The 23,566-nt window shown below is 72.4% G+C and carries 21 protein-coding genes; 11 read left to right on the top strand and 10 right to left on the bottom strand.

Annotated features, from left to right (window positions below; all coding sequences use genetic code 11):
* Positions 1-13: 13 nt before the first annotated feature.
* Positions 14-2,956 (bottom strand): multifunctional oxoglutarate decarboxylase/oxoglutarate dehydrogenase thiamine pyrophosphate-binding subunit/dihydrolipoyllysine-residue succinyltransferase subunit, encoded by a 2,943-nt coding sequence (locus CHF15_RS24375; RefSeq protein ID WP_265737407.1) that lies wholly within the window; start codon positions 2,954-2,956, stop codon positions 14-16.
* 261 nt (positions 2,957-3,217) lie between these two features.
* On the opposite strand from CHF15_RS24375, the gene CHF15_RS24370 reads away from it, so the two are divergent.
* The 5 genes from CHF15_RS24370 (at position 3,218) to CHF15_RS24355 (ending at position 7,223) form a co-directional block, all read left to right on the top strand.
* Positions 3,218-4,369 (top strand): TDT family transporter, encoded by a 1,152-nt coding sequence (locus CHF15_RS24370; protein ID WP_265737406.1) that lies wholly within the window; start codon positions 3,218-3,220, stop codon positions 4,367-4,369.
* A gap of 33 nt (positions 4,370-4,402) precedes the next feature.
* On the top strand, positions 4,403-4,561 hold the full coding sequence (locus tag CHF15_RS45035) for a hypothetical protein (protein ID WP_179279941.1): 159 nt from the start codon (positions 4,403-4,405) through the stop codon (positions 4,559-4,561).
* A 113-nt stretch (positions 4,562-4,674) separates the two neighbouring features.
* Entirely contained in the window at positions 4,675-5,697 is a 1,023-nt protein-coding gene (locus CHF15_RS24365; protein WP_089226010.1) for an LLM class flavin-dependent oxidoreductase, read from the top strand.
* 48 nt (positions 5,698-5,745) lie between these two features.
* Entirely contained in the window at positions 5,746-6,156 is a 411-nt protein-coding gene (locus CHF15_RS24360; protein WP_089226009.1) for a VOC family protein, read from the top strand.
* 467 nt (positions 6,157-6,623) lie between these two features.
* On the top strand, positions 6,624-7,223 hold the full coding sequence (locus CHF15_RS24355; protein ID WP_179279940.1) for a molybdopterin-dependent oxidoreductase: 600 nt from the start codon (positions 6,624-6,626) through the stop codon (positions 7,221-7,223).
* A gap of 119 nt (positions 7,224-7,342) precedes the next feature.
* On the opposite strand, the gene CHF15_RS24350 is transcribed toward CHF15_RS24355, so the two are convergent.
* The 4 genes from CHF15_RS24350 to CHF15_RS24335 form a co-directional block, all read right to left on the bottom strand.
* Positions 7,343-8,110 carry an SDR family NAD(P)-dependent oxidoreductase gene (locus CHF15_RS24350; RefSeq protein ID WP_089226008.1) on the bottom strand — a complete coding sequence of 256 codons (768 nt, stop codon included), beginning with the start codon at positions 8,108-8,110 and terminating at the stop codon, positions 7,343-7,345.
* Positions 8,111-8,764: 654 nt separating this feature from the next.
* On the bottom strand, positions 8,765-9,754 hold the full coding sequence (locus tag CHF15_RS24345) for an SLAC1 family transporter (protein WP_245939013.1): 990 nt from the start codon (positions 9,752-9,754) through the stop codon (positions 8,765-8,767).
* Positions 9,755-9,770: 16 nt separating this feature from the next.
* Complete coding sequence (locus tag CHF15_RS24340) at positions 9,771-10,556, bottom strand: MIP/aquaporin family protein (protein ID WP_089226007.1); 786 nt, start codon at positions 10,554-10,556, stop codon at positions 9,771-9,773.
* Between the two features lie 233 nt (positions 10,557-10,789).
* Positions 10,790-11,290, bottom strand: coding sequence for a carboxymuconolactone decarboxylase family protein (locus CHF15_RS24335; RefSeq protein WP_089226122.1), 501 nt, complete (start codon positions 11,288-11,290; stop codon positions 10,790-10,792).
* 47 nt (positions 11,291-11,337) lie between these two features.
* Between CHF15_RS24335 and pdxR the strand changes: the two genes are divergently transcribed.
* Complete coding sequence (gene pdxR / locus CHF15_RS24330) at positions 11,338-12,795, top strand: MocR-like pyridoxine biosynthesis transcription factor PdxR (protein ID WP_089226006.1); 1,458 nt, start codon at positions 11,338-11,340, stop codon at positions 12,793-12,795.
* A gap of 13 nt (positions 12,796-12,808) precedes the next feature.
* On the opposite strand, the gene CHF15_RS24325 is transcribed toward pdxR, so the two are convergent.
* On the bottom strand, positions 12,809-13,351 hold the full coding sequence (locus tag CHF15_RS24325; RefSeq protein ID WP_089226005.1) for an LOG family protein: 543 nt from the start codon (positions 13,349-13,351) through the stop codon (positions 12,809-12,811).
* 147 nt (positions 13,352-13,498) lie between these two features.
* The gene (locus CHF15_RS24320; RefSeq protein ID WP_089226004.1) at positions 13,499-14,371 is read right to left on the bottom strand and encodes an NAD-dependent epimerase/dehydratase family protein; all 873 of its coding nucleotides are present in this window, start codon (positions 14,369-14,371) and stop codon (positions 13,499-13,501) included.
* A 327-nt stretch (positions 14,372-14,698) separates the two neighbouring features.
* Between CHF15_RS24320 and CHF15_RS24315 the strand changes: the two genes are divergently transcribed.
* A complete protein-coding gene (locus CHF15_RS24315; RefSeq protein WP_179279939.1) occupies positions 14,699-16,618 on the top strand; it encodes a SpoIIE family protein phosphatase in 1,920 nt (639 codons plus the stop codon).
* Positions 16,619-16,812: 194 nt separating this feature from the next.
* On the opposite strand, the gene CHF15_RS24310 is transcribed toward CHF15_RS24315, so the two are convergent.
* Complete coding sequence (locus CHF15_RS24310) at positions 16,813-17,784, bottom strand: GlxA family transcriptional regulator (RefSeq protein ID WP_089226002.1); 972 nt, start codon at positions 17,782-17,784, stop codon at positions 16,813-16,815.
* A gap of 136 nt (positions 17,785-17,920) precedes the next feature.
* On the opposite strand from CHF15_RS24310, the gene CHF15_RS24305 reads away from it, so the two are divergent.
* The 3 genes from CHF15_RS24305 to CHF15_RS24295 all read left to right on the top strand — a co-directional run bounded on the left by CHF15_RS24305 (position 17,921) and on the right by CHF15_RS24295 (position 20,928).
* Entirely contained in the window at positions 17,921-18,559 is a 639-nt protein-coding gene (locus tag CHF15_RS24305) for an HD domain-containing protein (protein ID WP_089226001.1), read from the top strand.
* 46 nt (positions 18,560-18,605) lie between these two features.
* Positions 18,606-19,916 (top strand): MFS transporter, encoded by a 1,311-nt coding sequence (locus CHF15_RS24300; protein ID WP_089226000.1) that lies wholly within the window; start codon positions 18,606-18,608, stop codon positions 19,914-19,916.
* A gap of 88 nt (positions 19,917-20,004) precedes the next feature.
* Positions 20,005-20,928 (top strand): NADP-dependent oxidoreductase, encoded by a 924-nt coding sequence (locus tag CHF15_RS24295; protein ID WP_089225999.1) that lies wholly within the window; start codon positions 20,005-20,007, stop codon positions 20,926-20,928.
* Positions 20,929-21,084: 156 nt separating this feature from the next.
* Here CHF15_RS24295 and CHF15_RS24290 read toward each other — a convergent pair whose 3' ends face one another.
* Complete coding sequence (locus CHF15_RS24290; RefSeq protein ID WP_089225998.1) at positions 21,085-21,705, bottom strand: hypothetical protein; 621 nt, start codon at positions 21,703-21,705, stop codon at positions 21,085-21,087.
* 106 nt (positions 21,706-21,811) lie between these two features.
* Here CHF15_RS24290 and CHF15_RS24285 point away from each other — a divergent pair, with 106 nt between their 5' ends.
* Complete coding sequence (locus tag CHF15_RS24285) at positions 21,812-22,891, top strand: hypothetical protein (protein WP_245939012.1); 1,080 nt, start codon at positions 21,812-21,814, stop codon at positions 22,889-22,891.
* Between the two features lie 53 nt (positions 22,892-22,944).
* On the opposite strand, the gene CHF15_RS24280 is transcribed toward CHF15_RS24285, so the two are convergent.
* Positions 22,945-23,529, bottom strand: a complete 585-nt coding sequence (locus tag CHF15_RS24280; protein ID WP_089225996.1) for a helix-turn-helix domain-containing protein — start codon at positions 23,527-23,529, stop codon at positions 22,945-22,947.
* Positions 23,530-23,566: the final 37 nt, after the last annotated feature.

Raw genomic sequence — 23,566 nt, 5'->3', positions numbered from 1 at the left:
GGACGGGGAGCCGTCAGCGGAAGGCCGCCTCCACGAGTTCCCGCTGCTCGGCGGCGTGCCGCCGGGCGGAGCCCACCGCGGGGGCCGAGGCGGACGGGCGGCTGATCCGCCCGAGCGGGCGGTCCGCCACGTGCTCCACCTGGTGCCTCACGAAGGACCACGCGCCCTGGTTCTCGGCCTCCTCCTGCACCCAGCGCACCTCGGCGCCTGCGGGGAAACGGGCGAGCTCCGCGCGCAGTTCCTCGTCCGGGAACGGATACAGGCGCTCCAGCCGCACGATCGCCGTGTCCCGCGAGCCGGAGTTCCGCCGGTACGCGTCCAGGTCGTAGAAGACCTTCCCCGAGCACAGCAGTACGCGCCGGACCCCGGTGGCGTCGACCGCCCCATCCGACAGGACCGGACGGAAGGAGCCCGTGGTGAAGTCCGCCAGCCCGGAGGTGGCCTCCTTCAGCCGCAGCATCGACTTGGGGGTGAACACGACCAGCGGCCTCCTGCGCTCGCCGAGCGCCTGCCGCCTGAGCAGATGGAAGTAGTTGGCGGGCAGCGTCGGGACGGCGACGGTCATGTTGTCCTGCGCGCACAGCTGGAGGAACCGCTCGATCCTGCCCGAGGAGTGGTCCGGGCCCTGCCCCTCCAGACCGTGCGGCAGCAGCAGAGTGACCCCGGAGCGTTCGCCCCACTTCTGTTCGGACGAGGCGATGTACTCGTCGACGACGCTCTGCGCGCCGTTCGCGAAGTCGCCGAACTGGGCCTCCCACAGCACCAGCGCGTCGGGCCGCTCCAGCGAGTAGCCGTACTCGAAGGCCAGGGCCGCCATTTCGGACAGCATCGAGTCGTAGGGGGAGAAGCCCGCGGCACCCGGGCCGAGGCCGTTCAGCGGAGTGTGCTCCGCGCCGGTGCGCCGGTCGGTGAGCACCGCGTGCCGCTGGCCGAACGTGCCGCGGCGGGAGTCCTGTCCGGACAGCCGCACCGGCACCCCCTCCATCAGCAGGGAGCCGATCGCCAGGGTCTCGGCCGTCGCCCAGTCGATCGTGCCGGCGTCCGGCATCGCGGTGCGCCTGCGGAGCTGCGGCAGGACGCGCGGGTGCACGGTGAAGTCCGGGGGCTGAGCCGTCTGCGAGGCGATGACGTGCCGGGCGGTCGCCTCCGTGACGGAGGTCGGCACGGGAGGGGGCGTGCCCTCCCGAGGGACGGCCGCGGCGCCGACGGGCTTCCGCGGGCCGGGCACCGGCAGCGCGCGCGTCTCGGTGAACGCCCGGTCCAGCCGCTCCCGGTAGTCCCGCAGGGCGCCCTCCACCTGCCGCTCGTCGAGGTCCCCGCGGTCCACCAGCGACTGGGCGTACAGCTTGCGCACCGAGGGCCTGGCGTCGATGCGGTCGTACATGGCCGGCTGGGTGATGGACGGGTCGTCGACCTCGCTGTGCCCGTGGCGCCGGTAGCAGACCAGGTCGATGACGACGTCCTTGTGGAACGTCTGGCGGTAGTCGAAGGCCAGGCGCGCGATCCGGACGACCGCCTCGGGGTCGTCCGCGTTGACGTGGAAGACGGGGGCCTCGACCGTCCGCGCCACGGCGGTGGCGTAGGTGCCGGAGCGGCCGCTGGCGGGCGCGGTCGTGAAACCGAGCTGGTTGTCGATGACGACGTGCACCGTCCCGCCGGTGCGGTAGCCGGGCAGCTGCGACATGTTCAGCGTCTCGGCGACCACCCCCTGCCCGGCGAACGCGGCATCGCCGTGGACGACGACCGGCAGGACGGAGAACGCCCCGCCGCCCTCGCCGTCGGCCAGGTCCTGCTTGGCCCGCACGACCCCCTCGGCCACCGGCCCGACGATCTCCAGGTGCGAGGGGTTCGCCACCACGGAGACGGGGATCGCGCCGCCGTCCAGGGCACGGTAGGTCCCCTCCGCGCCGAGGTGGTATTTCACGTCGCCGGAGCCCTGCGCCGACAGGATGTCCGCGGCGTCCTCGAACTCGTGGAAGACGTCCCGGTACGACTTGCCGACGATGTTGGCCAGCACGTTGAGCCGGCCCCGGTGCGCCATCCCGATGACCGCTTCCCCCACCCCGTGCCCGATGCAGCGTCGCAGCAGGGCGTCGAGCAGGACGATCGCCGACTCGCCGCCTTCGAGCGAGTACCGCTTCTGGCCGACGTACTTGGTCTGCAGGAACGTCTCGAAGGCCTCCGCCGCGCCCAGCCGGTAGAGGACCTGCAACTGGTCGGCCCGGTCCAGCCGCCGCGAGGGCGCCTCGATCCGCTCCTGCACCCAGCGGCGCTCCTCGAAGGCCTGGATGTGCATGTACTCGGCGCCCACCGTCCCGCAGTAGGCGGCACGCAGGACGTCCAGGACGCCGCGCAGGGTCATCGTGGACCGCCCGGCGAAGCCGTCGACGACGAACTCCGCCTCCAGGTCCTCCTCGCCCAGCCCGAAGGCCGTGATGTCGAGCTCCGGATGACCGGCCACCGGCGCGGCGGAGAGCGGGTCGGTGTCGGCCGCCAAGTGCCCGCGGACCCGGTGGGCATGGATGAGCGCGGCCACGCGGACGGCCTTGATCGCCGCCTCCCGCGGGTTCGCGTCCGAGGCCGGTGCGCCCGCGTGCTCCCGCCGGCCCGCCGCGGAGGCCGGGGAGACGAAGAAGTCCCTCCACTTCTCGTCGACCGATCCGGGATCGTGGAGGTAGCGCTCGTACTGTTCGTCCACGAGCCATTCGTTGAGTCCGAACTCCGGCCCGTGCAGTGCGGGCCCTTCGGCGCTGGATGTCGACGCCACTGGGTGGATCGCCTTCTTTCCTCGTTCGGGACGGCCGATGGAGGGCGTGGTCGCAAGGGCCTCGTCATCCGGCGCATCGCTCCCGGCGGGGGAGCGTCCCCTCCGCGAGTCGGAGGGGGCAGCGCACCGCTGACCGTGTGGCACCTCCGACGCTAGGCCGGTGCGGGTCCGGCGCGGAGGGCGGGACATGCCGGGCAGGCGTCATATCAGGACCTTTCGCCGCGCCCTCCGCCGGCCCTGCACCGGATTCCCGCACGGCGCAAGAGGCCGAGGTCCTGATGTGAGGGCCTCGTGGCACACGCTGTGATGGGGTGCGAGCCGGGCGTCACCGTAACGTCGTAGGGCCAACGAGCCGACGGCTTCGGCCGCGGTCCGTGAGCTGACGGGCGGGCGTGCCGGTCTGCCGATGCCGACGGCGCACACCGATCCGAGGAAGAAGCGTTCTCCGCCGTGACACCCCACCCCAGCGACACCCGGACCCTCCTGCCCCGAAGGGAACGGGGACCCCGGCATGCCTCGCATGTACGTCCCCGGCCGCCCGCGACGACCGGGACGCGGCGCCCGCACCTGGGGCCCAGCTGGTTCGCCGCCGTCATGGGCACCGGGATCGTCGCCAACGCCGCGGCGACGCTGCCGCGCAGCTCACCGTGGCTGCGCGGCGCGGCAACCGTGGTCTGGGCGGGTGCCGCGCTGCTTCTGGTCCTCCTCGCCGCCGCGTACGTCCGGCAGCGGGCGCTGCGCTCGCACGCGACCGACCCGACGCAGGCGCAGTTCCTCGGCGCCCTGCCGATGGCGCTGCTCACCGTGGGCGCCGGGGCACTGCTGCTCGGCGGCCAGGTGCTGGGCGAGCGGGCGGCCCTGACCGTCGACTGGGTGCTGTGGTCCCTGGGTACCGCACTCGGCCTCGCCACGGCCTGCGCGGTGCCGTACCTGATGGTCACCCGGCACCGCTTCGCCCCGGACGCCGCGTTCGGCGGCTGGCTGCTGCCCGTGGTGCCGCCGCTGGTCTCCGCCGCGACGGGAGCACTGCTCGTCCCGCACGCTCCCGCCGGGCAGCCGCAGCTGGCCATGCTGCTCGCCTGCTACGCGATGCTCGGGCTCGGCCTGGTGGCGGTCCTGCTGGTGCTGGCGATGGTCTACAGCCGTCTGGTCCACCACGACGCCCCCACGGGGGCCGTGGTGCCCACGGTGTGGATCGGCCTGGGCGCGGTCGACCAGGCGGTGACGGCGATGGGCACCCTGGCGACGGCGGCGCCGAGCGCGCTGCGCGCACCGTACGCGCGGGGCGCGGCGGCCTTCGCCCTGCTGGGCGGAATCGGGCTGTGGGGCTTCGCGATGCTGTGGCTGGTGCTCGCCGCGGCGCTCACCGTGCGGCAGTTGCGGTCGGGCCTGCCGTTCGCGCCCAGCTGGTGGTCCTTCATCTTCCCGCTGGGCGCGTGCGTCACCGGGACCGGCGTCCTCGCCACCCGCACCGGGGCCCTGCCCCTCGTCTGGACCGCCGTCGCGCTGTACGTCCTGCTCGTAGCGGCCTGGGCGGTGGTGACATGGCGTTCGCTGCGCCACGCCGCCGGGCACCTCGCCCGGCGCGGGGCCCGGACCTGAGGAGGGGGCCCGGCCGGGTCAGGAGCCGGTCGCGTGACGCAGGGCGCGGGGGTCGATCCGCGCGCACTCGGCGTCCGGGACGGGCGCGAGGGCCTGGTCGGTGAGCCAGACTGGTCGGTGAGCCAGAGGCGTGCCGTACCGGCGGCGGCGCGTACGGCCCAGATGGTGCTCATGTGGCTGTCCGCGACGTAGAGGATGCGCCCGTGGGGGTCGATCGCCGACCCGTCGGGCAGTACCTCGCCGGAGGCTTCGGCGGCGCGACCTGGGGCGGGAATCAAACGCGGCCCCCGGACGCTGCGTACGGCGTGAAGAAGATCGGATTCCTCTCCTTCGGGCACTGGTCGCCCAGCGCGCATTCCCAGGCCCGGTCGGCCGCGGACGTCCTGCGGCAGTCCATCGACCTCGCGGTCGCCGCCGAGGAACTCGGCGTGGACGGTGCGTACTTCCGGGTGCACCACTTCGCCCGGCAGGCGGCCAGCCCGTTCCCGCTGCTCGCGGCGATCGGTGCGCGGACCTCGAAGATCGAGATCGGCACCGGCGTGATCGACATGCGCTACGAGAACCCGCTGTACATGGCAGAGGACGCGGGCGCCGCCGACCTCATCTCGGCCGGCCGGCTGCAACTGGGCATCAGCCGCGGCTCACCGGAACAGGTGGTCGAGGGTTGGCGCCTGTTCGGCTACAACCCCGCGCCGGGCGAGACGGACGCCGACATGGCCCGCCGCCACACCGAGGCGTTCCTCACGGTCCTCGGCGGCGAGGGTTTCGCCACGCCCAATCCGCGGCCGATGTTCCCCAACCCGCCCGGGCTGCTGCGGATCGAACCGCACTCCGAGGGGCTGCGCGACCGGATCTGGTGGGGCTCCGCATCGAACGCGACGGCGGTCTGGGCCGCCGAGCTGGGGATGAACCTGCAGAGCTCGACGCTGAAGAACGACGAGACGGGCGAGCCCCTGCACGTCCAGCAGCGCAAGCAGATCGAGGCGTACCGCGAGGCCTACAGGAAGGCGGGCCACACCAGGGAGCCCCAGGTGTCGGTCAGCCGCAGCATCTTCGCCCTGACCGACGACCTCGACCGGGCCTACTTCGGCCGCGACCGCGGTTCCCGGGACCAGGTCGGCATGCTCGACGACACGACCCGGGCCGTCTTCGGGCGCTCCTATGCCGCGGAGCCGGACGAGCTGGTGAAGCTGCTGCGGGAGGACGAGGCGATCCAGGCCGCTGACACCTTGCTGCTGACCATCCCGAACCAGCTCGGGGTGGACTACAACGCGCATGTGCTGGACAGCATCCTCACGCACGTGGCACCGGAACTCGGCTGGCGTTAGGGCTTGCCTCGAAGTCCGGCACATTCGATCTTGTGGCACCATCGCGGGATGCTGCGACTCACGGACTTCATCATCGATTGCCCGGACACGATGAAGCTGGCTGCCTTCTACTCCGAGGTGGTCGGGCTCCCGGTCAAGGAGGGCAGTAACGAGAACTGGGCCGGTATCCGGTTCGGCGAGATCGAACTGGCCTTCATCCAGGTGGAGGACTACCGCGCTCCGCAGTGGCCCGACAGCGAGCACCCCAAGCAGTTCCACCTCGACTTCGAAGTCGACGACATCGAGGCCGAGCAGCGCCGCGTCGTGGGCCTCGGCGCGGCACTGCAGCGTGACTGCGTCGGCCCCGACGGCTACGGCTTCCGCGTCTACACCGACCCCATTGGCCACCCCTTCTGCCTCTGCCGCAACAAGGGTGTCGTTTGGAGCGATCAGGGCCTCACCTGGCCCAAGCGCGACTAGCAGGCTGGGGAATGGTGCAGGCGATCCGGCGCCGCCGCAGGTGGGCGCGGATGGCGCGGGAGTAATACGCCTTGTCGGCGCGGATCCGGTGCGGCCGGGTCCGCGGTCGGCCACCATCCGGCCGGGCGATGCGGATACCGGCTGTCACCGCCTCGAAGTGCGGGGCGCCCTCGGCCTGCCCGGCGCTCAGGACCGGCGACATGGGCTTATGCCCGTGCTCGCAGGCCAGGTGCAGTTTGGTCGACAGGCCCCCCGCGGGAGCGGACCAGTGCGTGATCGTCCGGCTCCGGTGCGTTCCCGGCGGGCGGCTCCGACGAGCGGTGGCCGACGGGGGCCTCCTCCAGGCCGCACCGTCCCTTCTGCCGACGTATCCATGCCGAGTGGTCGCCCGGCCCCCACCGCCCGACACTGGATGAGAGGTTCTGCCTGCCCACGCGAGGCGCACATCGGACAAGGCGGATGACACCGTGGCTTCCTTCTCACCCGGATTCCGCGGCAGGGCTCACCCCCTGTCGGATCGACTGCCGCCCGGCCAGTACCCGACCGAGTCGTTCCCCGTGCTCTCGGCCGGCCCCACCCCCCGGATCCCGACCGAGGAATGGACCTTCACTCTCACCACGGAACAGGGCGAAAAGCAGTCCTGGACGTGGGACGAGATGATGGCGCTGCCGCAGGAGGACATCACGACCGACATCCACTGCGTGACCCGCTGGTCGAAGTTCGACACTCGGTGGCGCGGGGTGCCTGTCAAGGCGTTCCTCGAGAACGTGGAGACGACCGGGCACTACGCGCGAGCGCACTGCTACGGCGGCTACAGCACCAACTTCCCGCTGGAGGATCTCCTCAACGCGTGGGTCGTCCACACCTATGACGGGTATGCGCTGTCACCGGAACACGGCGGCCCGGCCCGCCTGCTGATGCCGCACCTGTACCTCTGGAAGTCGGCCAAGTGGGTGCGCGGCCTGGAGCTGACCCGCCATGACGAGCCGGGCTTCTGGGAATCCGGGGGCTACCACAACTACGGTGACCCGTGGCGCGAGCAGCGCCGATGGAATGACCCACCGTAGCCTCCATGTGACCCCCGTCGAACGGGCCCCGCGGTCGAGGGGGAGGCGGTCGATGGTGCCGACAGGTCGGGCTTCAAGCACTGTCCGGCCCGCGCCACGGAGATTCCAGGTGTGCGGGGTCACCAGGCACTGGCGCCGCCGTCGACGGCATAGTTCGCACCGGTGATGTAGGACGCCCGGTCGGAGGCGAGGAAGGCGGCAAGCTCGACGATCTCCTCGGGCCGGGCGAAGCGCTTGAGCAGGGTCTTGCTGGTGATCGCGTCGCGGGCGGCCTGGTTGTCGCCGAGGTCGCGGTCGCTGGCGGGGGTCAGGACGGGGCCGGGGCTGATCGCGACCGCGCGGATGCCGTGGGGTGCGCCCTCGAGGGCGAGTTGCCGTGTCATGCCGATGACGCCGGCGTTCGCGGCGGTGTGCCCGACCATCGGGGGGTTGGCGCCGGCGATCATGCCGGCCATGGAGGCGACGTTGATGATGACGCCGCCGCCGCGGCGGACCAGGTGGGGCCAGGCGAACTCGGAGACGAAGAAGGGGATGTCGAGCTCGCCGGTGATGGTGGTGTGCCAGTCCTCGACGGAGAAGTCGGGCAGTGGGCCGAAGCGCAGTGAAGCGGCGTTGTTGTAGACGACGTCGAGCCCGCCGTAGGCGCCCGCGGCGTCTTCGACGAGGCGACGTGCCTGCTCGGGGTCGGTGAGGTCGATGGGCGCGATGCTCGTCATCTCGCCTCCGACGCCGCGCACGAGTTCGGCGGTCTCCTCGTTGGCGTCGGTGTGGATGTCGGCGCCCACGACCTTCGCGCCCTCTCTTGCGAATGTCTGCGCCGCGACGCGGCCCATACCGCCGCCGGTGCCGGTGATCAGTACGACTTTGCCGTCAAGAAGGGGTGCCATGGGGTTCTCTCCTGCCAGATGAACGTTGTGGATGGGCGGCGTTGGGGTGGTGTCGGCGGGCGGTCCCCGGGTGCACCGTGTGGGTGGAGTGCCCCGGGCGGCGCCCATGCGCCTTGGTCAGAGCGCCTCGCCGGGGGGCGGTGCCGGTCACCTTCTTGCGCCGCTTCAAGGCGGAAGCGATGCGGCGGGTGCGGTCGCGGGAAGGCTGCTGAAGATCACGGACATTCCTCAGAAAGTGATTGACGCGTCAAGCATCACTCCGGGCTGGACCGACGTCAAGCAGCTTCCGATCGGCGCATCCGTAGCCCGAGCGGGGCGCGTGGAAGCCTGGGGTCACCTCGCCGCGCAGCCCGGGAATCCGACGTCGACATGCCGGTGACCTGCCACGATGCGCCAGTCCAGGAGGCCGGCTACGCCTCGCTCATCAAGGAGGCGCGAGCGACATCGGGCCGGCCGGCGCCGAACGGAGCGATGCCGGAGTGACCGACGGAACACCGCGACAGACGCCGGCAGCGACGGCCCGCGGCAAGTAACCCCCCGTCCTGCTGAACGCGAGCGAAATCCTGCGGCGGGGCCCTCATGTACTTCGCCGTGACGGGCCCCGCGCCGTCTGCTGCCGCCGTTTCCGGGGCGCCGGGCCGCGCCCCGCGGGCCTCAGGCGGCGCCGCTGCCCTGCGGCTCGGCCACCTGCGGTGGCGCCGCGGGAGGCAGGAGTTGGCGCCGCGCCAGCGCGACCAGGGTCCGCAGGGCGATGCCGCCGATGAGCAGGGTGATCACGGCCAGGAGTGCGTAGGTGTACGCGCCCGCCCCGGGCGTGTGCAGGCGCTCCACCCAGTGGATCGCGACCGCGGCGACCGCGGCCCAGCTGAAGGTGAACGCCCAGGTGCTCGGCATGAAGGGCAGCTTCAGGTAGGCCGGGAGCAGGCGCAGTTGGGCCAGCACCATCAGCAGTCCGTAGCCACCGAGGAAGGCCGCGACGCCGTCGATGGAGTCGGTGAACAGCGTGAAGTAGGCGAGGCTGGCCACGGCGGCGGGGGCGACCTCGATCGCGAGCGTCGGCAGCAGCGGCGGAGGCGGCAGGGGGCGGAACAGCAGCCGTCCCATGATCACCGAGCCGAGGATCATCCAGCAGACCGCCCCCAGGCCGAACATCACCTGGCCCAGGCGTTGCTGCCCCACCGCCCCCGCCGACGCCGCGGCCAGCAGGCCGCCGGCGACCGTCGGCAGGAAGTAGCCGGGGTGGAAGCGGTCGACGTCGACCCGTCCGTAGATCCACTGACCGGTGAACCAGGCACCGAGCAGCACGGTGAGCACGAGGAACACGTCCACCACCACCCGCCCGGCCGTCTCCGCGTGGGCGTGCAGGCCGTTGGCGGCGATCACCATGGGGACGATCACGCACAGGGACGCGAACGGCCCGGCCGCCTGGTCGGTCAGATCCCGTACCAGAGCGCGGTTGCGCAGTGCGTGGGTGAGGTAGGCGACCGTCACCACCACCCACACGGCCGCCGAGAGGATCAGCAGCGCGTCCCCCACCCCCCGCGGCACACGCCCCGTACCGGCGGCGGTCAGCCAGGCGTCCGCCAGACCGACGAGACCGAAGGGCATGCCGAACAGGTTCAGAGGGATCGGTCGCTTCGTCATGTTATGGGAAACTATCTCACCTTTTGTCGTCGGAGGTTCTCCCGGCGGGCGCCCGCACAACGCCACCCGCACGGTCAGTACGGCCCTGACGCGGCACGGACCGCTGGTGGGGCCGTGTCCGGGCACCTCGGCGCAACCGGTAGACCCCGGCCCCGAGCGCCGCTCCGAGGACGGGCGCGACCAGGTAGATCGCGAGGTCGGTGGTCTGCCCGGACAGGACCGCGGGACCGAACTGCCGGGCCGGATTGACCGAGCCCCCGCTGAGCGGGCCGAAGGTGGCGATCACCAGCCCCACGGACAGACCGATGACGGGGGCCAGCCCGCGCACGAACCGCGGGTACGCCACGAAGAACGCGATGACGAGGGTCAGCGCGAACATGCCCCCGACCTCCGCCAGGAAGACCGACAGGGGCTGCCACGTCGGCGCCGGCCGGATCGCGGCGTGCGAGACCGACGGGAGCGCGACCGCGGGACCCCACACAAGGCGGGCGAGGCCCGTCCCCGCCGCCGAGCCGGCCAGCTGGGCGAGCGCGTACGGCAGGACGTGCCGCCCCGGGAAGGCCCTCATCAGCCACAGGCCGACGGTGACGGCGGGGTTGGTGTGGCCGCCGCTGCGCCGCCCGGGCGGGCTGAGTATCAGGCCGGTGAGGATGGTGCCGCTGATCGCGCCGATGACGGCCAGGGCGACACGCAGGTCGGCGATGTAGAGCGACGAGTCGGGGTCGCGCAGCCATCGCACGACGGTCACCGCCAGGAACAGCAGGACGGTCGTGAGGACGAACTCGTCTGCGGCACGGGCCACGGGCGGTCGGCGTACGGGAGGCGGAGCGGTACCCACCTTGATCTCCTGGTCGGTGTGTTCGGGGTGGTCGGTGTGGTCGGCTGGTCGGCCGGTCGGTGTCGTCGCCGGCCGGGCCGGTGAAGGCGGCGCCGACCACCGGTCCGGAGGCTTCCGGAACCGGCGGTGGCACCGCCGTCCGCCCGGGCCGGCCGGGTGGACGTGCCGGACGCGGGGCGCACCGGACGTCCGGCGGGTCAGGCGCTCGGCGTGTAGTGGCCGGGCACCATGCGGGTGGAGATGCCGATGCGGTTGAAGGCGTTGATCGCGACGATCGCGGCGACGAGGTGGGCCAGCTCGGTCTCGTCGAACTGCTCGGCGGCCCTCGCGTACACCTCGTCCGGCACGAATCCGTCCGTCACGAGGGTGATCGCCTCGGTGAGCTCGATCGCGGCGACCTCCCGCGCCGTGTAGAAGTGCCTCGCCTCCGTCCACGCCCCGAGCTGGATGACGCGCTCCGCCGACTCCCCGGCGGCCAGCGCGTCCTTGCTGTGCATGTCCAGGCAGAAGGCGCAGCGGTTGATCTGCGACGCGCGGACCTTCACGAGGTGCAGGAGGCCGGCGTCGACCCCGCGGCCCGCCGCCGAGTCCAGCCGGACGAGCGCCTTGAAGGCCTCGGGGGCGAGCTTCGCCCAGTCCATGCGCGCCGGGTGCTCCGGGAGGAGGGTGGTGTTCTCAGGTGCTTCGTTCATCGTCATGACCACAACGCTAGGTACGAGGTGGTACTGGAGTATGGTCCAATTCCATGAGTGATTCCGGGACCAATTCCGGCGATGGCCGGCCGCCGTCCGCGTTCGGCGCCGACCTCCATCTGGAGCTGCGCGGGACCAAACTGCGCACGGGACTGACGGACGCCCTGCGCGAGGCCGTACGCACGGGACGCCTGGCGCCCGGTACCCGTCTGCCGCCCTCCCGGACGCTCGCCGTGGACCTCGGCGTCTCCCGCAACACCGTCGTCGAGGCGTACGCGGAGCTCGTCGCCGAGGGCTGGCTCACCGCCCAGCAGGGCTCCGGGACCCGGGTGGCGCCCAGGGCCGAGCCGCACGGCCCCCCGGCCGGCGCTCCCCGTACAGGGCCCGCCCGGACCGGTCCCGCGCGCACCCGCCCCAGGTACGCCATGCAGCCCGGCGCACCCGACCTCGCGAGGTTCCCGCGCACCCAGTGGCTCGCCGCCGCCCGCCGCGCCCTGACCGCCGCGCCGAACGACGCCCTCGGCTACGGCGACCCCGGCGGCCGTCCGGAGCTGCGCACCGCCCTCGCGGACTACCTGGCGCGGGCCCGCGGGGTGTACGCCGAGCCGGAAAGGATCGTCGTCTGCTCCGGCTTCCACCACGGACTGGCACTCATGGCGCAGGTGCTCAGGACGCGTAGGGTGCCGGCGGTGGCCGTCGAGGCGTACGGCCTGGACCTCTACCGCGATCTGCTGACCAACGCCGGACTGCGGACCCCGCCCCTGTACGTCGACGAGCACGGCGCACGCACCGAGGACCTGCCGCGCCTGCGGGGAGCGGGCGCGGTGCTGATGACCCCCGCGCACCAGTACCCGACGGGAGTCGCCCTCCGCCCGGAGCGGCGCACGGCGGCCGTCGCATGGGCACGGGACACGGGCGGCCTGATCCTGGAGGACGACTACGACGGCGAGTTCCGCTACGACCGCCAGCCCGTCGGCGCCCTGCAGGGCCTCGATCCGCAGCGGGTGGTGTACTTCGGCTCGGCGAGCAAGTCGCTCGCGCCCGGGGTGCGGCTCGGCTGGATGGTCCTCCCGGACGGCATGGTCCCGGAGATCGTGGAGGCCAAGGGGTACGGCGACTACATGTCCAGCACCCTCGAGCAGCTGACGCTCGCGGAGTTCATCGTCTCGGGGGCGTACGACCGGCATGTGCGCTCGATGCGGCAGCGCTACCGGCGCCGCCGCGACCAGCTTGTCGCGGCGCTGGCGGAACGGGCCCCCCGCGTCCGCGCGGTCGGCATGGCGGCGGGGCTGCAGGTCGTGCTCGAACTCCCCCGGGGGACGGAGGGTTCCGTCGTCCGGGCCGCGGCCCGGCAGGGGCTCGCGATCAGCGGGCTCAGCGAATTCGCCCACGAAGAGGAGGGTGTCGGCCGGCAACTGCCCGAACGTGACGCCCTCGTGGTCAACTACGCGGCGCCCTCGGACAGCGCGTGGGGCGGCGCACTGGACACCCTGTGCGGTGTGCTGCCGTAGGCGTGCGGGTGGCTCAGGCGGGCACCCTCCGCGCGGGCTCCAGGCAGGCGAACGCGGCGGCGCCGGTGCCGGCGACGCACACCAACTCGGCCAGGGGCAGCGGCAGGAAGCCCTCCGCGTCCATCCGCCGCAGCTGGCGGACCAACCCGTCGTAGAAGCCCGCGGTGTTGAGGAGTACGACGGGCTTGTCGTACAGCCCGTGCTTCCTCAGCTCCAGGACCTCCGTCACCTCGTCCAGGGTCCCCACGCCTCCGGCCAACACGACGACCGCGTCGGCGGCGGCGAGCAGCAGGGCCTTCCGTGAGGCGAGGTCCTCGGCGAAGACCATCTCGTCGGCGTCCTGCCGCGCCCACTCCCGGAGGAAGCCGACCGAGACCCCTGAGAGCCGGCCGCCCGACTCCCGCACGGCGTCGGCGACGACCTTCATCAGTCCGGTGTCAGAACCGCCCCACACCAGGGTGTGACCCGCTTCGCCGACGAGCTCCGCGAACTCGCGGGCGGGCCGCGTGTAGCGCTCGTCGAGCTCGGCGGCGGAGAGGAAGACGCAGATGTTCATGGGGGCGGGGGTCTTTGCGGTCATGGCACGAACGTAGGGGGCTCCGCGCTCTGACCGGCGGTCCATTCGCCGGGCGGAAGGCGGTACCAATCCGCGGCGCGAGCCCGTCGGGCCGGCGGGCCGCCTGCCCGACGGGCCGTCGCGCCGTCAGTCCGCCTGCGCCGCGAACCCGGAGCGCCACGAGGGATGTCCGGGTCGCCACCCGCGTGAACGGGCGAGACCGTTGGACGCGCCGCGCGCCCACTCCAGGCGGCCCGCCACGGGTTCCGGGGCCGGAACGCGCAAGGCGCGGGCCAGCGCCGGCAGCCACTCGCGGGCCTGCGCGGGCTCGTCGTCGACGATGTTGACGGGACCGGAGGGCCAGCCGAGCGCGGCGACGGCGGCACGGGCGGCGTCGAGGACGTGGAGGAACGACATCACGGAATGGTCCGCCTCCACGCTCCCGAGGAAGCGGGCGGAGGCATCCCCGGCCAGAGCCGCCGCGACAGGCCCGCCGGGCGCGTACCAGGTGCCCGGGCCGTACAGGATGCCGTACCGCAGCAGCACCGCCGTCTCCACCTCGGCGGCCTTCTCCTCCAGGGCGCGGACGCCCTCCACCATCGCCAGGCGCGGCGGCGCCGCCCCGAGGTCGAGAGGCGCGCTCTCGTCCGCGGGCCCCTCTCCGGGTGCGTAGGCCCAGGCGATCGACTGGGCGACGACCCTGGTCACGCCCGCGGCCACGGCCGCGTCCACCAGGTTCGCCGTCCCCTCGCGCCGCAGCCGGTCGGTGGCCTCCCCGTCGGCACCGGACAGATCGGTGAGCTGGTGGACCACCGCGTCGGGGGCGGCCGTCGCCATGACGCGGCGCAGCGGCTCCCGGTCGAGCACGTCCGCCTGCACGGCCGCCGCACCCTGCTGCCGGATGCGCTCGACACCCGCTGCGGTACGCGAGATTCCCGTGACGTCGTGCCCGTCGGCCAGCAGCAGCGGAACGAGCAGGCGGCCGACCGCTCCAGTGGCACCGGCAACGAAGACATGCATGGTCGACGCTCCTCTGATCGAGCGGAGCCCTCCCTCGGAGCGGGCGGGCCCCTCGTCGTACCGGCAACGCTACGGCGCCGGTGGTACCCGTACCGGATCCATTCGGGCGAGGATTTCGCGGACCAATATGCGGTCCTCGCGGCGGGCGTCATCCCGCCACCCCGGGTGCGGTCCCGGAGCCGGGCGAGGCCGACATGGCAGGTGCGAGGCCTGCCGCCTGTGCCGGCTGTCACAGATCGCGGCGCGACGTTGTCAATACCCGCGAACCGTGCAAAACGGATGAATCTTGACTTTCCGTGCCCCGTGCCTGCTGAGGAGCGTATGTCGATGACCACCGCTGAAGCGGTCTCTCGTGCTGAGCGCGTGGACGAGGGCACGACGGCCGAGTGGGCCCTCATGGTGTTCGACCAGCAGGGAACGGTGGTCGCCTGGACGTCGGCCGCCGAACGCCACGTCGGGTACTCCGCCGGGGAAGTGGTCGGCCGGTCCGCGGCGCTCGTACTCCCGTTTCCCGAGGACGCGCCCACCATGGCGGCGTTCATCGACCGCTGCCGGGCGCACGGCGGCTGGTCGGGCCCGATGGCGGTCCGGCACCGCGACGGCAGGGTGCGCGACGTCAGCCTGCGGATCTCGATGCTGCTGGGGCAGGGGACGCCGGTCCGGTGGCTGGTGTCGATGGCGACGGTGAACGGGACCGTCGCCGAGTCCCGGCTCAACCATGCGCTCTTCGGCATCTCCGTCCGGGACCCGGACCTGCGGTGCGCCTGGGTCAACGACGCGATGGGGCGCCACGACGCCGTTCCTCGCGACCGGCGGCTCGGCCGCCGGCTCACCGAGACCTGGCCGCACGCCCAGGCCGAGACGTTCGAACAGGAGATGCTGCGGGTTCTCGGGCACGGCGGCGCCAGCGTCCGGGAGTACCGCACCTGGCTGAGGACAGGACCGCGCCGGGGACACCTGTTCGCGATGACGTTGCAGTGCCTGCAGGGCGCCGACGGTCAGGCGCTGGGAGTGTGCGTCATCAGCGTGGACGCCACCGAAAGCCGGCGGGCGCACGAGCGCATGGCCGTCCTCGGCCGGGCCGGATCGCGCTTCGGGAGCACCCTGGACGCGATGCACACCGGCCAGGAACTGGCGGACCTCGCCACGTCGTTGTTCGCCGACTACACCGCCGTCGACATGGAGCAGTCGGTGCTCCGCGGGGAACCGGCGTTCCGCATCGGGCAGTACGGCCGACGCTCTCCGGTCCTGCTGCGCGGCGGTCTGGCGTCGATCCGCGAGGGCGCCCCGGAGTCCCCTTGGGCGCGTGGCGAGAGGATCGTCCTACCGCGGCCCTCACGTCTGACCGACCACGTCCTGAACATCGGCAGGTCCTACGTGGAGCCCATCCTCGATACCGCTCCATCCGCTTGGGCCGGCCAGGACCCGGCAAGGGCACCGAAGATCCGCCAGAACGGCGTCCACTCGCTGATGATCGTGCCGATCCGGATCCGCCACACCCTGCTGGGCGTCGCCGTGTTCCTCCGTACCGACAATCCCGTGCCGTTCCAGGACGCCGATCTGATCCTGGCGGAGGAACTCGCCGCCCGGGCCGCACTGGCGCTCGACAGGGCCCGCCACCATGTGCGTTCCGCCGGTCTGATGCTGCGTCGCAGTGCGCTGCCGCAGCACGCGAGTGCCGGCACGGCGCTCGAAGTGGCATCGCGCTACCTGCCGGCCGACCGGGACCACGGCGTCGGCGGCGACTGGTTCGACGTCATCCCGCAGGCCGCCGGCCGGGTCGCCCTCGTCGTCGGTGACGTGGTGGGCCACGGCCCCGACGCCGCGGCGACGATGGGCGTACTCCGCACGACCGCCCGCACGCTGGCCGACATGGACCTGCCCCCCGAGGACGTGCTGGCACACCTCGACGGCACGGTGCAGAGGCTCGCGGAAGGCGACGACAGGTCGAGCCACGCCTTGATGGTCTTCGGCGCGACGTGCCTGTACGCGGTGTACGACCCGTCAACCCGCCGGTGCACCATGGCACTTGCGGGGCATCCGCCGCCGGTGCTCACCGACCCGCAGGGGCGGGTCACCTTCCCGGACCTGCCGACGGGGACCCCGCTCGGCATGGGACTGGGCGGCCAGTTCCAGTCGGCGGAACTGGAACTGCCCCAGGGGAGCGTGCTCGGTCTCTACACCGACGGTCTGGTCGAGGCCCGCGACCGCGACATCGAGGAGGGAACCGCCTGGGCGGTGCGATGACCCAGCCGGGCCTGCCCCTGGAAGACCTGTGCGCCCGTGCGCTGGAAACCGTCTCCGGCCGGACCGCGTCCGACGATGTCACCCTGCTCCTGGTCCGGACCCGACTGCCGGGAGCAGCCTCATGAGAGGGCGGGCAGGCGACACGCCCCGGCGAACGACACGGAACTGCGGAGGATGCGCGGACCTCGTTTCCGTTACGCCGAGTCGGCGCGCTGTGCCGTCCTGAATCGGCGCTGATAGGCGGCAGGGCTGATCGCCATTTTCTTGACGAAAACCCTTCGCATGCTCTCGTAACTCGGGAAACCGGCGAGTGATGCCACCTGGGTCGCGGTGTGACCTTGGTCGAGCAGGGCTTTCGCCATGTCGAACCGGATCATTTCCACGTACCGGGCCGGCGTGGTGGACATTTCCTCGCGGAAGAGCCGGGTGAGATGCCGGGAACTCAGATTGAGGCGCTTGGCGAGCTCGCCGACCGAGTGGTCTCCCGCGGGATCGGCCGTCACCAGGTCGGCGATCCTGCGGACGGCCGGAGACCGCGGCGGCGGCCCCTGCAGCGGGGCGGAGAACTGTGACTGCCCGCCCGAACGCTGCAGATAGACCACCAGGGAACGGGCGACCTCGCGGGTCAGATCGGGGCCGTGGTCCTCCTCGACGAGGGCCAGCGCGAGGTCGATGCCAGCGGTCACGCCCGCCGAGGTGTAGGTGGTGCCGTCCTGGACGTAGATCGCGTCGGGGACGACATTGCTGGACCGGTACCGGGCGGCGAGTTCGTGGGTGACCTTCCAGTGCGTGGTCGCACGCTTGCCGTCCAGGAGGCCGGCGGCACCGAGGACGAACGCCCCGGTGCAGATGGACGCGGTACGGTCGGCCCGCTCGGCCAGCGTCAGCGCGGCCTCGACCAGGTCACGGCCGACGGCGTTGCGCGGGTAGAGGTCCGCGCCGGCCACCAGGAAGGTGTCGGGCGCCGACTCCGAGGCGGCGCCGGCGACCGCGATCCTGACCCCGATGGACGAGGTGACGTCGGCCCCGGTCGGTGACACCAGCACGACCTGGTAGTCGGCACCGAACCGGTTGGCCTCCGCGAACACCTCCGCGGGGCCGGCGACGTCCAGCAGCGTCACCCCGTCGAAGACGAGGATCACGACCCGGTGCGCGGTGGGGCTCACACCGCCATTCTCCGCCTGTCCGGATTCGCGGGACTCATGGCGGGACCGAGGTGGCGAGGAACGCCTGGCGGACGGCAGTGTGGAAGACGGAAACACCTTCCATTCATAACACGCCGATGTCAGAAAGTGCGGAGCAATGAGCGAGACCATCGCCGGGGTGGAGATTCCCGAAACAGCCGCGGTAGCCGAAGCGACCCGTCTCGTTCAGGAGATGACCAGCCCCCTCATCTACCATCACTCGCGGCGCGTTTTCGTCTTCGGCGCCATTCACGCCCGCCGACTCGGTCTGAAGCCCGACCCGGAACTGCTCTACCTGTCCGCCATTTTCCACGACACCGGACTGATGACGCCCTTCTCCGACGCCGAGCAGCGATTCGAGGTCGACGGGGCCGACCACGCGCGCACATTCATGCTCGACCACGGATTCACGGCCGCGGCCGCCGACGTCGTGTGGACCGCCATCGCGCTCCACACGACGCCGGGAATTCCCCATCGGATGGGCCCGGAAATCGCCATCACGAACCTCGGCGTCCTGACCGACGTGCTCGGCCTGGCCCTGGACGAGCTGGACAGTGCCCAGGTGGAGGAGGTCACCGCCGTCCACCCGCGGGGCGACTTCAAGAACAAGTTCCTGCAGGCCTTCGTCGACGGGCTCGAGCACCGCCCGGAGACCGCGAACGGAACCGTGAACGCGGACGTGCTGGAGCACTTCGTACCCGGCTTCCAGCGCACGACCACGGTCGAGCGCATCCTGGGCGCGCCCTGGCCGAGCTGACCGAACACCCTGCATTCGAGAGCAGAGAGCCGCAGAAGACAGCGCGATGGACAAGGCACATCGTTCCCGCCCCGGCCGTCGTCTCGGGCGGGGCACCACCTTCACAGTGCTCGCCTGCGCCAACGCGGTGCTGATGGCCGCGGCGAGCGCGCCCTCACCGATCTACCCCTTGTACCGGCAGCGGTGGGGACTGTCGGTCACGATGCTGACGGTGGTCTTCGCGGTGTACGTCGTGGGCCTGCTCGGCGCCCTGCTGACGGTCGGATCGCTGAGCGACCGCGTCGGCCGCCGTCCCGTGCTGGTCGCCGCCCTTCTGGTGGCGGCGGCCGGCACGGCGGTCTTCTGGACGGCCGACGGTGTCGTGTCCCTCCTGATCGCACGGGTGGTGCAGGGCGTCGCCACGGGTACGGCCACGGGTGGTCTCGCCGCCGGCCTGGTCGACTTCTCGCCCAGGGGACGTCCCCATCTGGGGCCCACGGCGACAGCGGTGGGCACGAGTTTCGGCATGGCGGCCGGAGCGGGCACCGTGGGGTTGCTGGTCGCGTCGACCCCGCGACCCGATGCGTACGTCTTCCCCGTCCTCACGCTGACTTTCGTGCTGCTGGCCGCGGTCGTCCTCGCGATGCCCGAGGCGCGCGCCCCGGGCATCGCCGGTGTGCGCGTGCAGGCGCTGCTGCGACCGCGAGCCGGGGTTCCCAGGGAAGCCCGGCCGGCATTCCTCGCCTCCGTTCCCGCCCTCGTCGCGGGGTGGGCCGTCACGGGGCTGTTCCTCGCGCTCACCCCGTCCCTGGTGGGCGACGTCCTGCGCGTACGCTCCGGTGCCGCCGGCGGGCTCGGCATCGCGGCGCTGTTCGTGGCCAATGGCGTGGGCGGGTTGTGGTCCGTCCGGCACACCACGCGCCACGCCACCTTGCTGGGGGCCGTGCTGCTGGCCCTGGGCGCGGGCGGCCTGGCGGCGGCCGTCGCTGTCGCGTCGCCGGCCGTGTTCGCGGGCGGATCGGTCCTCGCGGGGCTGGGCGTGGGCCTGACGTTCAACGGCGGCCTCCGCGCCGTCAGCGCGGTCACCACGGCGGAGTCGCGCTCGGAGGTCTTCTCCGCCGTCTACCTGGTCAGTTACGCGGCGTTGAGCCTTCCCGCCCTCGCGGCAGGGCTCGCGGCGCCCGTATGGGGTCTGGAGACCACGGGCTATGTGTACACCGGGATCGTCGGGGCTCTGGCCATGAGCGCCGCCGTACACGCGGGCCGATCCCGCGCCCACGGACCCACCGGCCTACCGGTGGGCACGGGCGCACCGACCGGCGGTCCGACTCGGCCTCGCGGCACAGGGACCCGCGGCCCGGCGCGCCGCAGCGGGTAGGCCCGCGATCGCCCGCCCGGGCCGTCAGCGCTTGCGGGACCCGTCCCGCCCGCCGACCCTTCGAAGATCACCCCGGAAAGGATCCACCATGCAAGCCATCACCGTTCGAGACCGTGACGCCGGCGCCGGCGGACTCACCCTCACGGACATTCCCTACCCGCACGCCGCCGAGAACGACGTCGTCGTACGGGTGCATGCCGCGGGCTTCACGCCGGGGGAACTCGACTGGCCGGGAACCTGGTCGGACCGGGCGGGCCGCGACCGGACGCCGAGTGTGCCCGGTCACGAACTGTCGGGCGTGGTCGCCGAACTGGGCTACGGGACCACGGGCCTGACCGTCGGCCAGCGGGTGTTCGGACTGGCCGACTGGACCCGTAACGGCACACTGGCCGAGTACACCGCGGTGGAGGCCCGCAACCTCGCACCGCTCCCCGCGGACGTGGACCACACGGTGGCCGCCGCACTGCCGATCTCCGGGCTGACCGCCTGGCAGGGCCTGTTCGATCACGGAGGCCTCACCACCGGCCGGACCGTCCTCGTCCACGGTGCCGCCGGCGCGGTGGGGTCGATCGCCGTGCAACTCGCCCACGAGGCGGGCGCCCGGGTGATCGGCACCGGCCGGGCCGCCGACAGGGACGCCGCACTCGGCCTCGGCGCGGACGCCTTCGTGGATCTGCAGAACGACCGACTGGAGGACGTCGGCGAGGTGGACCTCGTACTCGACGTCTTCGGCGGCGACATCCTCGAACGCTCGACCGCGCTGGTCCGCGCCGGCGGCACGCTCGTCACCGTCGCCGAGCCACCCGTCGTCCAGCCCGACAAGGGGCGGGCCGTGTTCTTCGTCGTCGAAGTCGACCGGGCCCGCCTCGCGGACCTCGTCCGGCGTGTCAGGGACGGACGGCTCACGCCGCGCATCGGGGACGTGCGGCCCCTGGCCGAAGCCCCCGATGCCTACGCCCGGATCGGGCGCCGTCTGCCCGGCAAGACGATCATCCGGATCGCCGAGGACTGAGCGCGAGCGCCGGGTCCCGAGGACCGGGCCTCCGCACGAAGGAACGGCACGGCCCGTGCCGGGGAAGTTGCCTCCCCGGCCCGGGCCGTGTCGCAGCGGCCGGGGAGGCGCCGTCCACGGAGCCCAGGCCCGTCGCGCGCCGGACACGGCCCGCCGTCAGTCCTCGAACAGGGCTCGCTCCTCGTCGGTGAGCCGGTCGAGACAGGCCTCCTCCGTGGCCACGACCTTCACGAGATCGAACCAGGATGTGTCGGTGTGCCCGGCGTGGAGGAACCAGCCCTCCTTCTTGTACGACGCCACGAAGTAGGTGCCCTTGTCCCCGATCGGTGTCTCCCGGGACGGCACGGTCTCCTTCCAGCCCCGCGCCGCGAGGGCCGACAGCACGACGTCCAGCTGCCGGCGCATGCCGGCGGGAGCACCCGTACCCGCGGACCCGTGCGGCTCCTGGGCGTCGGTCGTCGACCAGACGACCGCGCAAGAGGCCAACCGGTTGCCGAGGGCGGCCACCGCGCGTTCCCTTTCGGTGTCCGCATCGGCGAGACGCCCAGGCGGCTTGCCGAATCCCGCCTCGACTTCGTCTTCCCTCAGTCCGGCGGCTGCGACGGCCGCTCGCATCTCCTGGACCACGGCCTTCTGGCCGAAGGGCACCGTCACCGAGGGGGAGGGAGGGGCGGAAGCCCCGGCGCCTCCGCCGCATCCGGTGACGACAACGGCCCCCACGGCCAGGGCCACGGCCACGGCGGCCGCGCGTCCCGTGCCGGTCCTGCTGCTCTGCATGTGCGTTCCCTCGCGCGACGAATCCTGTTCGCCGGATCTTCGCATGGACGTCGCGAACGGTCGTCGACCGGTGACGCCGCGGACACCTCGGGCCTAAGGTTTGCGGGTGATCTTCAAGAGGAAGCAGAAGGCCGCGGACCTCGGCACCGTCGTGCCGGAGCTGGAAGAGGCCGTTGCCGCTCGCGACGGCGCCCGTACCGAGCGCGCCTTCACCGCCGCGATCAACAGTGTGCAGCAGGCCACGGACGCCGAACGCGTCCTGGCCGGCCCCCGGTTGGCCGCGCTGATCCCCGCCTTCCCGCCCACCGGCCCGCGCCCGCTGCTGGCGATGGCGGCCGGCTTCTGCGTCGAGAGCGGGGCCGACCCGGTGGCCTGCGCGGAGCCGATCCTCGGCGGCGTCCACCAGGATCTGCTCGACGCCCTGGAGTTCGCCCGCCGCTGGACGGCCGCCGGCGGGGCCGAGGACGAGCTGCCCGAACCCGACGAGAAGATCATCGACGACGCGTCGGCGGCCCGCCTGGGCGAGGACGCGCACGAGGCCACGCGCTTGGCGCTGGCCTGGTGCTCGGTCGAGGAATGGCAGCCGCCCGCGCTGGCCGTACTGTGCCGCAGCGCAGAGGTGCGCGGCCGGTACGCCTCCACGCTGCTTCCCGCCTGCCGCGAGCTGGCGGCGCTGGAGCGGCACGACCTCAAGTGCCTGGCATACGCGCTGGCGGTCCTGGACGACGAGCCGCTGGTCGTCCTGCACCGGCCCACCGGAACCGGGTTCGAGGTGCGTATCGGCGGCATCGGCGACAACTTTCAGTTGCACACCCTGCTCGCCCACGTCCTTGTCGGCGGCGGCCACGTTCCCGGCACCGCGCCTTCGGCCGAGAGCGTCCGCCTGGCCACGGACCCCGCGCCCGCCCGAGGGCGCACCGACGCCGTCGTGATCGGGGCCTTCGAACTGCTCGCCCCGAACGGTGAGCGGATCTGGAACGAGGGACTGCCCGACGGCATCCCCGTGGTGGAGGGGCGCCGCCTGCTCGTACTGGACGAGCCCGCGTACCAACGCGGCTGGAACGCCGACCGGTTCTTCCCGCTGCTCCCCGGTACGGCCGAACTGACCCGCATCCTGCCCGCCGACGAGGCGCGGACCTGGTTCGCCCGCACGTCGTTCGGGAACGGGAACGGCGAGCCCTCCTGAGGCGTCGGATCGACATCGCCGCCTCCGGCCGGCACGCCCCGTGAACCGCGAGCTCAGGGTGCGGGGACCGGACCGGGCGGCAGGTGCACCGTCATGATCAGGTGGCACGTCTCGGTGCCCGAGCCGCGGTAGGTGTGTGCAGCGTCGCCTTCGAAGGTCGCGGTCTGCCCGGCTTCGACGGTGTGCTCGGCGCCGTCGACGACCAGGGTCATCCGGCCGCGGGTGACGCTGACGGTCTCCACGACACCCGGCTGATGCGGGTGGCTGGGGTACTCCTCGCCCGGCTCCAACTGCCAGCGCCACACCTCGACGGGCGCCGGCCCCGAGGTGGTCAGCATGAGGCGGGCCTGACTGCCCAGCGCGCCGGTCCACAGCGGGGTCAGCGCGTCGGCGGACACGACCCGGACGCGGCCTTCGGACTTGCCCTCCATCAGGGCGGAGACCGAGACGCCGAGGGTGTCGGCCAGCCGCACCAGCGTCGCGAAGTTCGGGTTGCCCTGGGCCTTCTCCAGCCCCACCAGCGCGCCCTTGCTGACCTGGGCGCGGCGGCCGAGTTCGTCGAGGGACAGGCCCGCGCGCGTGCGTGCGGCCCGGACGTTGTGTGCGAGCGTCCGCAGTGCGGTCTCAGCGTCGGCCATCCGCTTTCCGTCCTCGTCGGCGTACCAGTGGAATGAA

The organism is Actinacidiphila glaucinigra (assembly GCF_900188405.1).
In the GTDB taxonomy this organism is placed as follows: Bacteria; Actinomycetota; Actinomycetes; order Streptomycetales; family Streptomycetaceae; genus Actinacidiphila; species Actinacidiphila glaucinigra.
This window is presented reverse-complemented; position numbering and strand designations above follow the sequence as displayed.

What these genes read in the sequence shown, in the direction of transcription:
- CHF15_RS24350 (WP_089226008.1), bottom strand. Translation starts at nt 8,110, where the DNA reads ATGGCACCCCTTCTTGACGGCAAAGTCGTACTGATCACCGGCACCGGC.
- CHF15_RS24335 (WP_089226122.1), bottom strand. Translation starts at nt 11,290, where the DNA reads ATGACGATGAACGAAGCACCTGAGAACACCACCCTCCTCCCGGAGCAC.
- CHF15_RS24375 (WP_265737407.1), bottom strand. Translation starts at nt 2,956, where the DNA reads ATGTCCCGCCCTCCGCGCCGGACCCGCACCGGCCTAGCGTCGGAGGTG.
- CHF15_RS24280 (WP_089225996.1), bottom strand. Translation starts at nt 23,529, where the DNA reads ATGGCCGACGCTGAGACCGCACTGCGGACGCTCGCACACAACGTCCGG.
- pdxR (WP_089226006.1), top strand. Translation starts at nt 11,338, where the DNA reads ATGAGTGATTCCGGGACCAATTCCGGCGATGGCCGGCCGCCGTCCGCG.
- CHF15_RS24320 (WP_089226004.1), bottom strand. Translation starts at nt 14,371, where the DNA reads ATGCATGTCTTCGTTGCCGGTGCCACTGGAGCGGTCGGCCGCCTGCTC.
- CHF15_RS24345 (WP_245939013.1), bottom strand. Translation starts at nt 9,754, where the DNA reads ATGACGAAGCGACCGATCCCTCTGAACCTGTTCGGCATGCCCTTCGGT.
- CHF15_RS24315 (WP_179279939.1), top strand. Translation starts at nt 14,699, where the DNA reads ATGACCACCGCTGAAGCGGTCTCTCGTGCTGAGCGCGTGGACGAGGGC.
- CHF15_RS24325 (WP_089226005.1), bottom strand. Translation starts at nt 13,351, where the DNA reads ATGAACATCTGCGTCTTCCTCTCCGCCGCCGAGCTCGACGAGCGCTAC.
- CHF15_RS24290 (WP_089225998.1), bottom strand. Translation starts at nt 21,705, where the DNA reads ATGCAGAGCAGCAGGACCGGCACGGGACGCGCGGCCGCCGTGGCCGTG.
- CHF15_RS24305 (WP_089226001.1), top strand. Translation starts at nt 17,921, where the DNA reads ATGAGCGAGACCATCGCCGGGGTGGAGATTCCCGAAACAGCCGCGGTA.
- CHF15_RS24300 (WP_089226000.1), top strand. Translation starts at nt 18,606, where the DNA reads ATGGACAAGGCACATCGTTCCCGCCCCGGCCGTCGTCTCGGGCGGGGC.
- CHF15_RS24295 (WP_089225999.1), top strand. Translation starts at nt 20,005, where the DNA reads ATGCAAGCCATCACCGTTCGAGACCGTGACGCCGGCGCCGGCGGACTC.
- CHF15_RS24360 (WP_089226009.1), top strand. Translation starts at nt 5,746, where the DNA reads ATGCTGCGACTCACGGACTTCATCATCGATTGCCCGGACACGATGAAG.